Source organism: Neisseria arctica, from assembly GCF_022870905.1.
GTDB lineage: Bacteria > Pseudomonadota > Gammaproteobacteria > Burkholderiales > Neisseriaceae > Neisseria > Neisseria arctica.
In genome coordinates, this window is the sequence record NZ_CP091510.1 from 2,334,940 (window position 1) to 2,347,815 (window position 12,876).

The 12,876-nt window shown below is 49.2% G+C and carries 10 protein-coding genes; 2 read left to right on the top strand and 8 right to left on the bottom strand.

What is annotated here, in order from left to right; all coding sequences use genetic code 11:
• Positions 1 to 53 precede the first annotated feature (53 nt).
• The 8 genes from LVJ86_RS10840 to LVJ86_RS10875 form a co-directional block, all read right to left on the bottom strand.
• Positions 54 to 1,793 (bottom strand): DUF262 domain-containing protein, encoded by a 1,740-nt coding sequence (locus LVJ86_RS10840; protein WP_200900176.1) that lies wholly within the window; start codon positions 1,791 to 1,793, stop codon positions 54 to 56.
• A gap of 170 nt (positions 1,794 to 1,963) precedes the next feature.
• Entirely contained in the window at positions 1,964 to 4,243 is a 2,280-nt protein-coding gene (gene cas3 / locus LVJ86_RS10845; RefSeq protein WP_235284620.1) for a CRISPR-associated helicase Cas3', read from the bottom strand.
• A 302-nt stretch (positions 4,244 to 4,545) separates the two neighbouring features.
• Positions 4,546 to 5,871 (bottom strand): M16 family metallopeptidase, encoded by a 1,326-nt coding sequence (locus LVJ86_RS10850; protein ID WP_047761586.1) that lies wholly within the window; start codon positions 5,869 to 5,871, stop codon positions 4,546 to 4,548.
• A 110-nt stretch (positions 5,872 to 5,981) separates the two neighbouring features.
• A complete protein-coding gene (locus LVJ86_RS10855) occupies positions 5,982 to 7,292 on the bottom strand; it encodes a M16 family metallopeptidase (RefSeq protein ID WP_047761617.1) in 1,311 nt (436 codons plus the stop codon).
• A 173-nt stretch (positions 7,293 to 7,465) separates the two neighbouring features.
• Entirely contained in the window at positions 7,466 to 7,882 is a 417-nt protein-coding gene (gene dksA / locus LVJ86_RS10860) for an RNA polymerase-binding protein DksA (RefSeq protein ID WP_047761585.1), read from the bottom strand.
• A gap of 202 nt (positions 7,883 to 8,084) precedes the next feature.
• Positions 8,085 to 8,645, bottom strand: coding sequence for a YggT family protein (locus LVJ86_RS10865; RefSeq protein WP_047761584.1), 561 nt, complete (start codon positions 8,643 to 8,645; stop codon positions 8,085 to 8,087).
• 24 nt (positions 8,646 to 8,669) lie between these two features.
• Positions 8,670 to 9,473: a pyrroline-5-carboxylate reductase gene (gene proC / locus LVJ86_RS10870; RefSeq protein WP_047761583.1), complete on the bottom strand. Its 804-nt coding sequence runs from the start codon at positions 9,471 to 9,473 to the stop codon at positions 8,670 to 8,672.
• A gap of 62 nt (positions 9,474 to 9,535) precedes the next feature.
• Positions 9,536 to 10,231, bottom strand: a complete 696-nt coding sequence (locus LVJ86_RS10875) for a YggS family pyridoxal phosphate-dependent enzyme (protein ID WP_047761582.1) — start codon at positions 10,229 to 10,231, stop codon at positions 9,536 to 9,538.
• 135 nt (positions 10,232 to 10,366) lie between these two features.
• On the opposite strand from LVJ86_RS10875, the gene LVJ86_RS10880 reads away from it, so the two are divergent.
• Together LVJ86_RS10880 and LVJ86_RS10885 are read left to right on the top strand one after the other, a co-directional pair.
• Positions 10,367 to 11,404, top strand: coding sequence for a type IV pilus twitching motility protein PilT (locus LVJ86_RS10880; RefSeq protein WP_047761581.1), 1,038 nt, complete (start codon positions 10,367 to 10,369; stop codon positions 11,402 to 11,404).
• Positions 11,405 to 11,426: 22 nt separating this feature from the next.
• Positions 11,427 to 12,656, top strand: a complete 1,230-nt coding sequence (locus LVJ86_RS10885; protein WP_047761580.1) for a PilT/PilU family type 4a pilus ATPase — start codon at positions 11,427 to 11,429, stop codon at positions 12,654 to 12,656.
• Positions 12,657 to 12,876 lie beyond the last annotated feature (220 nt).

A 12,876-nucleotide genomic window follows, 5' to 3' on the forward strand; every position in this document is an offset into this window, starting at 1 on the left:
ATTTGTAAAATTGTCGGGGAATTGACTACACTTTTGTATATTACAAGATATTTTTAAGCCCAAATCATTTTGGCAATTTTAAATAACAGTACATGGCGTTCTTCCAATGCTTTTGCATCAAACTCATTAATTGCCTTTAATTCGTCTAATTTATATTCTTTCTTAAAATGCCCAACATCAAGATTGGATTTGTAAAAATCTTCTCTTAATGTCTCATTCCAAAGCAACGTACCAGAATAAGTTTTTAATTTTTGTTGATAGATTTCATTACTACTGGAAATATTGTCTTTTCCTTTTAATAGCAAAACTCCACCTAATCTATTCCGTTCCACAAGGAACGTATCTTCATCTTCAAAATATCTTTGACTTTCTTCATTTCTGGATAGTATATGTTCGATATGAAAACCATTCTTCGCCCCTGTTTTTGTAACTAGATCTTCATAAGTATGTCTCATTTCGACACCAAATTGTTCTGCAAGAAAGCCTTCTACTCGAGCGAAGAAATAACGTTTAAAACGAGTATTTAAATTATCTCCTGTTGACTTAAACAAAGAGTAGTTCATTGGTTCATCCGATGTTGTTTTGTCTTTTAATACATCTTTTAATTCTTTATCAAATGCAGAACGGATAATTTCATCGTTATCCGCATTGCGAATACTGACTGCAATTCGATGCAATGCTTCTTGGAAGTTGTTACTTTCGTAAACACTCTGAAGCTGCATTAAAGAAAATAATCTGTCAGTTTCTAATGCAATCTTCTTAATTTTTTTATCTTCTTTCTCATCATTAATCTTGCAAACCGATAGACCTAACAAAAGTACACCGTCAATATCATTTAAACGGTTAAACGCAAATCCACCTACATCGTCTTTTTTGAGGTGAGTTGATAATTTCACATATAAATCAGAATAATAAGTAAAATCTTTCTCCAAAAAACACATAACACCTTGCGGATTATGGTCTAGTTTCAAATTCTGCTGGAACTCTGTTGAAAACATTAATCGATGATAATCACCATCATAACGTTTGGCATCGCTACGGCTTTGACTAAAACGAGCTTTTAAATAAAAGCGGAAGAAACGATCAGTTTCATCATTAGATAATTGATTAATTGCACGCGTTTTATCCTCCCAAAGCTGATTATATTGGTTTTTATCCAATATAATTTTATCAATCTGACCAAGCAGTTTACCTTTTAGAATTTCGTAAGGTTTTAAACGAACGCCACGATCATTAATAACCTCAAATACCATAGGGACATCTGTCTGCTCTACGGACAAATTAATTAATACTAAACGACGTAAAAAGTAAAATATAAACGTTTCTAATTGGTTTTCTCCTTTTATATTCTGTTCTAACCAATATTTAATAACCTTATAATTTTTCACCATATTTTCAGCAGTTAAGCCACTATTCACTGGAGCTTCATCAATCTGTTCTTGAAACAGTGCCTCTAATGTTGCTAAATGAGCCTCGTGCCTCATCCAAAAAGTTTTTTTATAACCTGATTGGCCAAATATTTTACTTTTTACCCAATCAGATAGATCACTTCTATTAGCAATAGCCTTATGGTATAAGTTCAATAAAATTAAAGTTAAAGTTGTTAATCGTTGCTGCCCATCTACAACATAAACCTTTCCGTCTATGGTATTAGTTACATAAGTATTTAAGTAATACCATGGATATTTACTATCAATAACCTGTTCATCAGGAGGTAAGCTACTATTTTGCTGATATACCTCGTTAAATTTGTAAAAAATATCATCTAACAACCGTTTTACAGGTTCTTGCATCCATTTATATTCACGTTGGTAAAAGTCAATGTAATATTGAGTATTACTAAAACTTTATCTATATTTTGTTTATCTGGAGAAATGTCCATAATTTTTTCCTTTAAGTTTGGTTTAAGCTAAACGAATAATTCTAATATTTACTCTATTTATAAAGTTTTTGAATAACTAATTCAATTCATAATACTACCCATCCCCCCCACATCCTCCCAACTAAACCCCGCCACTTCATCATACAAATCCAACCCGATCAGGCTGTAGAACTGTTTACCAAAAGTATGTTCATTGATGACTTCTACCCGCCCCGCTTTCAGCAAATCATCTAATGCACTTTCGGGGATTTGCACGGTATACGGCTGGAGCTTGCGTAACAAACCGCCGATTTGGTCGGCATAGCGCAGACTGTCGATCAGGCGTTCGGCCTCATCGTCGAACGGGATAATCAGCGGCTGCATATAGGTTTCGATCATGCGGAACTTTGCCGCGATGGTTTGGAAGGGGAAATCAAGACAGCTTCCTGCGTTGTGATGCATGGCGAGGATTCGGTGCCGGTCTAGCTCGGCGCTTTTGAGTTGGTAAACTTCGCTAAAGTAATCAGTGATAGCTTCCACCGACAGTAAATCATCGGCATGCTGCCGCACTACGGCACGCATCACGCCGGAGAGCAGTCCGAGTTCGGCGGGGGCTTTCCATTGTGCCTCGGGCTGGAATATCCAGACAAAGCTCTCTTCAGCCAGTCTTTTGCCTTCGCGGTTGCAGCGTCCGGCGGCTTGGGCGACAGAATCCAGCCCGGCTTCGGCGCGCATCACCAGTGGGAAATCAACGTCAACGCCCGCTTCGATCAAGGATGTGGCAACCACGCGGCAGGGCTCACCCTTTTTCAGACGGCCTCTAATGATTTCCAACATTTGGGTGCGGTGTTTCGCGCACATCAGGGTGGTCAGGTGGAACACGCCGTCAAGCGGTTTGGCGCTGTCATACAGGCTGCGGGCATGGCGGCGGTTATTGACAATGATGAGCATTTGCCGGTGTTGCCTGAGCTTTTCCAACAGGTCGGCATCGGTTTGTGTGCCGATATGTTGCACGGTGGTTCGGCGCAACTGTTCGAAGAGTGCGGGCGGATTCGGGGCAATTTCGCGCACGTTTTCAAATCCACGGTAAAAGCCGTGTTTGGCCTGCATGGCAGGCTGGGTAGCGGTGCACATCACTACGCTGCAACGGTAATTTCGCGCCAGCTCTTTGATGGCCTGCATTACGGGCAGCAACAGGTTGAGCGGCAACATTTGCGCTTCGTCAAGAATAATCACGCTGCCGGCGATATTGTGCAGCTTGCGACAGCGTGATGGCCGGTCGGCAAACAGTGATTCGAAAAACTGCACGGCTGTAGTTACCACCACAGGCATATCCCAGTTTTCGGAGGCTTGGCGCAATTTGTCTTTGCTATGCTGGTCTTTGAGCTTGCCATCGTCGAAGGTACTGTGGTGTTCCAATACGGCGGCTTCGCCCAAATCGCCGAAGGCTTTACGGAACTCGGCGGCATTTTGCTCGATGATGCTGGTAAAGGGGATGACGTAAATTACGCGCCGCATGCCGTGGCGCTTGGCGTGTTCTAACGCAAACGCCATCGAGGTGAAGGTTTTGCCACCGCCAGTAGGCACGGTAAGGGTAAACAGACCGGGCGCCTCGCCAGCTTGGGCGACGGCATGGTCAAGAATATCGCAGCGCATGCGGTTAAGCGCGGTGCGGCGTTGTTCGGCTTCGGCTGCCGGAACCTGATCGTCAGGCCGTCTGAAAGATTCAATAAAGGTGTTGAAACACTGCTGCAAGGTGTTTAAATCGGGATAGCCGCTGCGTTGTATAGCTTTGTTTTCAACGGAAGCATAAAAAGCTTCGGTATCGAGAAAATCGGCATCCACCAAGCAGGAATACAGCATGCGGGTGAAGAAGGCATAGGAAAACCATTTGTGATGGGCATCGGCCTTCAAGGGTGGGGCAGAAAGCTTTTGGGGCAGTATGATTTCCTGCTGCCAAACAGGATCAAGTTGATGCAATGCTTTCCCGTCAAACGGCAGTGCTAAGCGCTGTTTTAAAGTACGGCGGTTATCGCCTTCGCCATCACCATTAGCCAACCCGGCATGGTGCCCAGCAACGCAGAACGCCATCAGCTTGCCTGCTTGGTCACCAAACCGTTCTACCGCAATTTTGGCTCCCGCAGTAGCGTGATCCACCCTCTTTCCACCGTGTAAACGATCATTAAATTCAGGCGTATATTTTCCTACATCATGTAGCTGTCCTGTATATCGGGCAATCTCTTGCGCACCGAAAAAGGCAGCAAATGCAGCCGCCATGTCACCAACATTCATTGCATGACTTTGCAACGTTTGCCAAGTGGCATAATCACCGGGTAAGCCGGAATGGGCGTAGTAAGTGCGCGCAGGCAGATTTGTCATCATCGTCCCCTTATGACGTAAACCATTAGATGATTGGTGTTTGCGCGCGTGTTGAAGTCTCTGAATCGGGCGGGCGTTTTTTATGAATTTATTAGTAAGTGAGTGATATGTTTACAGCGGGCCCGGCGCCGTGCATGTCTGCTTTATTGAGAGGCCGTCTGAAAGATTCTTTTCAGGATTTGCGATAAGCGGATAAACCGCTTTTGTTATGCGTGTTTTTCAGACGGCCTTTTATTTTGAAAAGTCCGTATTAATCTATCATAATCAAATTAGGGTTTCACCTCTAATTATATGTATTTGGACTATTATTTTTCTGCTCCCACTACCACCACATTAAAATCTTCCGGCTTCACTCTGCGTTGCCATACCGAGCGGATATCTGCGGCGGTAAGGGAGGCGACTTCTTTGGGGTAGTTGTCGAGCCAATTTTCAGGCAGATCGTACACACCGATCACGCTGAGATAGCCCAACAATTTGGCATTGGTATCGAAGCGCAAAGGAAAACCGCCGATTAAGTTATCTTTTGCCTGCTGCAATTCCTCTTCGGTTGGGCCTTGTTTGATAAATTCAGCCACGACTTTACGGGCAGCGGCCAATGCTTCGTTTGTACTGGCTTTTTTGGTAGAAAAGCCGATTGTGAGCGGGCCGGCTTGGGCGGCAGGAGAAAGGCTGCTGGATGCACCGTAGGTGTAGCCGTGTTGGTCGCGCAATACTTTCATCAAACGGCTGTCGAATCCGCCGCCGCCGAGAATATAGTTGCCGACTATCAGGGCGTAGTAATCAGGATCGTCGCGGGTAATCAGCGGCAGGCTTAAGGCGATTTGCGCCTGTTCGCCGGCAAACGGGATATTTTGCTGCCATGCCTGATGCGGGGGAACAGCCGGCACGGCGGTGGTTGCGGCGGCTTTATCAGGTAAGCCGTTTAAAACTTTTTTTACCAATATTTCGGCTTGATGGCGGTTAAGGTCACCGACAACTGCAACGACGGCATTATTTTTGCCGTAACGGCTGCGGTGGAAGTTGCGGATATCACCCAGGCCGACTTTGGCAATACCGGCTTCATTGGTTTTGGCGCTCGCACCGTAGGGATGGTCGGGATAATTCAGCAGGGTAACGGCTCTACCGGCAATAAATCCGGCATCGGTTTCGTTTTGTTTTAGGGCGGTAATGCTTTGCCGCTGGCGCCGCTTGAACACTTCGGGAGCGAAACGGGGCTGGGTAAGTGCCTGATTAACCAATTGCACGGCAGGTTGCAGGTTTTGGCGGTTGCTCAGGCTGCGCAAGCGTATATATGCGCTTTCACCGCCTGTGCCGCTGGCTACCTCCACGGCCAATTCATTGATGCGGGCGTTGAAAGCCTCCTCATCCAATTTGTGTGTACCGTCTGTCAGCAGGGCGGCGGTAAATTCGGCCACTTCGCTGCCGTCTTTACCACTAACCGCCGAACCTGCGCCTTTAAAGTCGATTTGGATATCGACAATCGGATTTTCATGGCGGCTAACCAGTAAAACTTGCGTGCCTTCGGGAGTGTGCCAGCGTTGTATGTCGACGGCTTGCGCGGTCGGCAAAAATAAAGCGGATAAGGTGAATCCGAGGATTCGGCGGAAAGTAGCGGGGATGTGGTTTCTCATAATCGGTCAGCCCGTAGTGTGAATGAGGTAGAAAAGAAAGCCTATCGGCGGCCTAATCGGGGTATTTGACGGCAATATGCCGTCTGAAATTTTTCAGACGGCATCAAAGTTTATTCGGATACTTGGGGATTCACGACAACGACGCTGCGCCGTTCCGGAACCAATAACTTGGCTGCCGCTTGGATATCGGCGCTATCCACTGCTTGCAAACGGCGGCGCAATTCGGCTTCGTCGCGATGGCTGAAACCGCGCGTCTCCAGCTTACCGATAACCGATGCTTGGCTGCTCATCGAATCTTTGGCATAAATTTCGGATGCCGCCGCTAAATTACGAACCCTCTTCAGCTCATCCGCTTTAATACCGTTTGCGGCAATATCGGCGATCTCGGCCTCAATCAGGGCTTGCAGGGCGCGGGTATCGGTGCCCTCGGCCGGCATGGCGATAATATTGAATAAAGGCATTTCGCGGCTGAGCATATCGTAATTGGCACCGATATCCAATGCTGCCTGTTTGCCGCGTACCAGATTTTTATCCAAACGGCTGGCACTGTTACCGGAAAGAATATTGGAAAGCATATCAAGGGCATAGGGCATTTTGTCGCCGAGTTTTTCCAAGCCCGGCACGCGGTAGCTGAGCGCCAATAGAGGTTGGCGGGTGAGCGCCGTGGTTTCGGCTTCTGCGGGCGTACGTTTGGCGGTTTCCTGCAAATTATTGCGCCCAGCCAGCTCTCGGGCCGGAATGTGGCCGAACAGATTCTCGGCTGTTTGCAAAACCGATGCGGCATCCACGTCGCCCACCACCACAAGTACGGCATTATTGGGGGCATACCATTGGCGGTACCATCGGCGCAAATCTTCGCCCTTGAGCCGGAAAAGGTCGTCCATATAACCGATAACGGGGGCGCGGTTGGCTGGTGTTTGGAAACTGCTTTGGTATATCTGCTCCCACATTTTGCCGCCGGGGGTATCTTCCGTTCGCTGGCGGCGTTCTTCGCGGATAACGCTCATTTCATTGTCGAACTCGCTGTCGCTGAAATTGAGGTTGACCATGCGGTCGGCCTCCATCTCCAACACTTCGGGCAAACGTTTGGCGGCAACGGTTTGGAAATAAACGGTTTCATTACGGTTGGTATAGGCATTGAGGCTGCCGCCCATAGCGGAGATACGGCGGGAAAATTCACCCGAAGGAACAGCCGGCGTGCCTTTAAACATCATGTGTTCCAAAGCATGGCTAAGGCCGGTTTTACCGGGCTGCTCGTCTACGCTGCCGACCTTATACCAAAGCTGGGTAACGGCAACGGGAGCGCGGCGGTCTTCTTTCACGATTACCTTCATACCGTTGGCAAGGGTTTGCGAAAGCGTTTGCGCCCACGAGGGCAGTGTGGTTGACAACAGTAAAATCAAAGCGGCAGATCGGTACATGAATTTTTCCAAAATCAAAAGCGTATCGAAGAAAATACTATCCCAACAGGCACGGGCGGGATTGACCATTCAAGATAATAAACGTCTTTAGTACCATATACCACGAAATAACCATGCCGTCTGAAAAAAAAAACGGCAGACATTACTGTCTGCCGTTTTTTGATGCCTGATATTTAATCGGCGAATTGTTTCTTCATTTGCTCGCGGCGCTCTTGCGCTTCCACCGACAAAGTTGCGGTAGGACGTGCCAACAGGCGTTTCAAACCGATAGGTTCGCCCGTATCTTGGCAGAAGCCGTAATCGCCTTCATCGATCTTGCGGATAGAAGATTGTACTTTGGCCAGCAGCTTGCGCTCACGGTCGCGGGTACGGAGCTCCAGTGCGTATTCCTCTTCCTGGGTGGCGCGGTCGGCCGGATCGGGAGCAGATTCATGCTCTTGCAAATGGCCGGTAGTAGCATTGGCATTTTCAATCAGTTCGTCTTGCAGCTTGACCAGCAAATCCCTGAAAAAAGCCAAATGATCGGCATTCATGTAATCTTCTTCGGGGCCATCCCAATTGAGGATGTCTTGTTCTGTCAGCTTTGCCATGGCGTTTCTTTCTCAACTATAAAGTTTTCAATAACTTCCGTTTAATAATTAAACGAAGCGGCTTATTATTGTTTTTTCAATACTTTTAACTACCAAAAAGCATCATAACATGATTTTCGCCGCAATCTACAATAGTATGCCGGCGTCGGCCGATTTTGTGGTATGAAATAGACAAACTGCCTGCCGGCAGTTTTTTATATAATCACTGGTGCAATAACCACAAATTCAGACGGGTAGTTAAGCTGGGCAACACTTCGACCAGCCAAAACCACAACACCAATGCCAACAAGCTGCCGGAAAAATCCCAACGGCCGATTCTTAAAAAGACAAACGGGCGCAGCAAAGGTTCGAATATCCGGTGTAAAACGGGCAGCAAAGGCGAAAACGGTTGTCTAAAGCCGAGCAGCATTCGCAACAGCAAACCCAACAACAAAACGTATACGGCCGCCTTCACCAAATGCAGCACGGCAAAAAAGAGGTTGGCGGCCAACAAGCGCATACCGAAGCCCTGCGGCTGAACCGAAAAAGTAATCACGGTAAAAGCCAGATAATAAAGCAGCAGGGCAGCCAAAATACACGCGCCGTCCCATTTGCCCAACGGCGGGGCGGCACCACGCAATGGCCGCACCAGCCAATCGGTGGTTTTACAACAAAATTGCGCCAGCGGATGGGCAAAAGGCAACTTGGCCCATTGCAACAAACAACGTGCCAAACAAATGATGGCGGCAACATCTGCCAATACCAGTAATTTATTTATCCACATGGTTTCAGACGGCCTTTATTTACACTAAAGATTATTTTGCTCAAATTGGGCGGCGATTTCCCGAGAGCGCGCAACACAAGCTGCCACGCCCGCCTGTATCGCTTCGGCTACGCCGTGTTTGCCGAATGTTTCGAGCGCGGCAAAAGTCGTGCCGCCTTTGGAAGTAACGTTTTGCCGCAATACCGAAAATTCTTCTCCGCTTGCTTCGGCCAAGGCCACGGCTCCTTTGAACGTAGCCAAACTGAGCATACGCGCCTGTTCGTTATCAAAACCCTGCTCCAGCGCGGCCTGCTGCAAAGCTTCCAGCAAATAAAAAACATAAGCGGGACCGCTGCCGCTGATGCCGGTAATGCTGTGCATCTGTTCTTCGCTATCGAGCCAAAGCACTTCGCCGGTGGCCGCCATAATCGTTTCGGCGGTACGCTTGTCGGTATGGCTCACACCGTCTGCCGCAAACATGCCCGATACACCCAGGCCGATACTGCCAGGAGTGTTGGGCATAATGCGGATCAGGCGTTTGGCACCACCAAGATAGCTGCTCAAAGTATTCAGACTCAAGCCTGCCGCTACCGAAAGTACCAATGCGCCGTTGGTTTGCAACCCCGCACAGGCCGCCTGCATATCCTGCGGTTTGACCGCTAATACCAAAACATCTTCGGCTTGCAACGGCGGTAAAACAGCGGATACGCCAACTCCGTAACGCTCTTGCAAGCGCAAGCGTTTTTCCTCACCCCTGTTGGCAACATGAATAGGGGTATCACTGTGTTTTACCAATCCCGAAATAATGGCCTCGGCCATATTACCGCCGCCCAAAAAGTAAATCGTCATAATGTTTGCTCCCGCTTGATGATTTGAGATGGCAAAAGGCCGTCTGAAACTATTTAGCTCTTTCAGACGGCATAGTCGCGCTTGCCGAAAATCGCACTGCCGATACGCACATGCGTTGCGCCGCACTCAACCGCCAACGCCATATCTGCCGACATCCCCATCGACAATACGTCTGCCGCAATGCCCGCGGCCTGCAAATCGGCCAGCAGTTGCCGCATGGTTTCGAACTGGCGGCGCAAGGCATCTTCTCCGGCATCGGCTTCTGCCACGCACATCAAACCGCGCACCTGCAACTTGGGCAATTTAGCCACTTCGCAAGCCAAGGCAACGGCCTCGTCAGGAGGTACGCCGTGCTTGTTGGCTTCGGCGGCAATGTTCACTTCGATACACACTTGCAACGGCGGCATGGTATCGGGGCGTTGGCTGCTTAAGCGTTGGGCGGTTTTCAGGCGGTCAATGGTATGAACCCAGTGCGCCGATTCGGCAACAAGGCGGGTTTTATTCGACTGAACCTGCCCGATAATATGCCAAACGATTTCTCTGCAATCGGCCAACTCTTTTGCTTTGGCCGACCACTCCTGAATATAGTTTTCACCGAAATCACGCTGTCCCTCGGCATACAACGCGCGGATATCGGCGGCTGGAAACGTTTTGCCCACCGCCACCAAATGCACGCTCCGCGGCTCTCTTGCCGCCGCCTGCACGGCATCCGCAATTTTTGCACATACCTCGTGATAATTCTGTTGTAAATTATTCATGCTTTACCCGACGATGCAGGCCGTCTGAAAAATAATTAACATAAATAACGGTATCAACATGGTTTCAGACGGCATGCTGGTTTAAAATACACGCCATTCAGATAAAAATTGTAACGCAAAATACAAAGGCACATTATGCAAATTACAGACTTACTCGCTTTCGGCGTAAAAAACAAAGCTTCCGACTTACACCTCAGCGCGGGGCTGCCGCCGATGATCCGCGTACATGGCGACATACGCCGCATCAACCTGCCGGAAATGACCAGCGACGAAGTCGGCCAAATGATTACCTCGGTGATGAACGACCATCAACGCAAACTTTACCAACAAGATTTTGAAACCGACTTTTCATTCGAACTACCCAACGTATCCCGTTTCCGTGTTAACGCATTCATGACCAAACGCGGCCCGGCCGCCGTATTCCGTACCGTACCGAGCGCCGTACCTACATTAGAAGAGCTAAAAGCCCCGCGTATTTTCCAAAATATCGCCGAACAACCTCGCGGCTTGGTATTGGTAACAGGCCCCACCGGTTCGGGTAAATCCACCACGCTGGCGGCCATGATCAACTATATCAACGATACCCAGCCCAGCCACATCCTCACCATCGAAGACCCGATCGAGTTTGTACACCAAAGCAAAAAAGCCCTGATCAACCAACGCGAACTTCACGAACACACCCACAGCTTCGCCAACGCCCTGCGTTCCGCCCTGCGTGAAGACCCCGACGTTATCCTGATCGGTGAGATGCGTGATCCCGAAACCATCAGCTTGGCCTTGACCGCCGCCGAAACCGGCCACTTGGTATTCGGCACCCTGCACACCACCGGCGCGGCCAAAACAGTCGACCGTATCGTCGACGTTTTCCCTGCCGGCGAAAAAGACATGGTTCGCTCGATGCTTTCCGAGAGCTTGCGCGCCGTTATATCGCAAACCCTGCTTAAAACACGCAACGGCGACAGCCGCGTAGCCGCCCACGAGATTCTGATCTCCACCCCGGCCGTACGCAACCTGATTCGCGAAAACAAAATCGCCCAAATCGGTTCGGTATTGCAAACCGGCCAGGCTCACGGCATGCAAACGCTCGACCAAGCATTGCAGGCTCTGGTACGCCAAGGCATCATCAGCCCCGAAACCGCCCGCAGCAAAGCGCAAAACTCAGAGATGCTCTAACAATTCAATAAGGACAAAAAAAATGAGCAATGCACAACAATTAAACGACTTACTAAGCGAAATGGTGGCTGCCTATTCGGAAAAACAGCGTCCGCCGCATATCCCCACCCCGGCAGAAATCGGCGTACAACTTCACCCCCTGTTGGCGCGCATGTGCCAAGAAGCAGAAGCACAAGGCGCATCCGATATTTTCATCAGCTCAGGTTTCCCGCCCTCTTTAAAAGTAGACGGCGTACTCACCCCCATGCCGCACAAAGCGCTTACCTCCGAAGAAACCGCCCTGATTGCCGAATCCACCATGAACGACGACCAGCTCGAAACGTTCAACCGCGAATCAGACCTCAACTATTCCGTACAATCCAGCAGCAACACCCGCTACCGTGTGAACGCCTACCGCGAACAAGGGCGCGTCGGCCTGGTATTGCGCCGCATCAACCAAGAAATTCCCGAAATGAGCGTATTGGGGCTGCCCGAAGTGTTGCAAACCCTCGCCCTCAAACCACGGGGCCTGCTGATTTTGGCCGGCCCCACCGGCTCGGGTAAATCCACCACCATGGCTTCGATGCTAAACTACCGTAACCACAAACTGCCCGGCCATATCGTTACCATTGAAGATCCCATCGAATACCTCTACAAACCGCGCCGCTGCATCATCACCCAACGCGAAATCGGTATTGATACCCCCGATTGGAAAACCGCCGTACAAAACGCCATGCGCCAAGCTCCCGACGTAGTCTGTATCGGTGAGGTACGCAGCGAAAGCAGTATGGAATACGCCCTGCAACTGGCACAAACCGGCCACCTGTGCATCTGCACCCTGCACGCCAGCACCGCCTACCAAGCCATCGAGCGCGTAATCAACTTCTATCAGGAAGACCGCCGCCAACAAGTATTGATGGATTTGGCGCTCAACCTGGTCGGCATCATCGGCCAACGCCTTGCCGTGAAAAAAGGCCGTACAGGGCGCACCGCCGTAATCGACCTGCTGATCAACAGCCCCTCCGTACAAGATTTGATTTTCAAAGGCGAGCTGTTGGAAATCAAAGATGTGATGACCAACTCGATAGACGAAGGCATGCAAACCTTCGACCAACACTTGTTCAATCTCTATACTTCAGGCCAAATCGAATACGACGAAGCATTGCGCCAAGCCGATTCCGCCAACGACTTGCGCCTGCGTATCCAATTACACGAAGAGGGCGGCCAGCCCGAGCGGCTGTTTGACCGTATCAGCGACTTGAACCTGATGTAAGCAAGGTTGCGCCGCAATATGTGCGGTATCCGTTATGATTAAATGCCGTCTGAAAAATTTTTCAGACGGCATTTGAAATAAACGGCTCAAACAAACGAAAAAACGCAAACTCTGCACCGGTTTTATAGTTAGTCGTTCTACAACCAACCTTTTGAATCCCTACAATACGGTAAACCCATATCGCCAACCCCAAGTACACATCCCAACCACAGCAGATCAG

Coding starts and splice junctions, on each gene's coding strand:
- LVJ86_RS10840 (WP_200900176.1), bottom strand. CDS start 1,793: ATGCAAGAACCTGTAAAACGGTTGTTAGATGATATTTTTTACAAATTT.
- cas3 (WP_235284620.1), bottom strand. CDS start 4,243: ATGATGACAAATCTGCCTGCGCGCACTTACTACGCCCATTCCGGCTTA.
- LVJ86_RS10850 (WP_047761586.1), bottom strand. CDS start 5,871: ATGAGAAACCACATCCCCGCTACTTTCCGCCGAATCCTCGGATTCACC.
- LVJ86_RS10855 (WP_047761617.1), bottom strand. CDS start 7,292: ATGTACCGATCTGCCGCTTTGATTTTACTGTTGTCAACCACACTGCCC.
- dksA (WP_047761585.1), bottom strand. CDS start 7,882: ATGGCAAAGCTGACAGAACAAGACATCCTCAATTGGGATGGCCCCGAA.
- LVJ86_RS10865 (WP_047761584.1), bottom strand. CDS start 8,645: ATGTGGATAAATAAATTACTGGTATTGGCAGATGTTGCCGCCATCATT.
- proC (WP_047761583.1), bottom strand. CDS start 9,473: ATGACGATTTACTTTTTGGGCGGCGGTAATATGGCCGAGGCCATTATT.
- LVJ86_RS10875 (WP_047761582.1), bottom strand. CDS start 10,231: ATGAATAATTTACAACAGAATTATCACGAGGTATGTGCAAAAATTGCG.
- LVJ86_RS10880 (WP_047761581.1), top strand. CDS start 10,367: ATGCAAATTACAGACTTACTCGCTTTCGGCGTAAAAAACAAAGCTTCC.
- LVJ86_RS10885 (WP_047761580.1), top strand. CDS start 11,427: ATGAGCAATGCACAACAATTAAACGACTTACTAAGCGAAATGGTGGCT.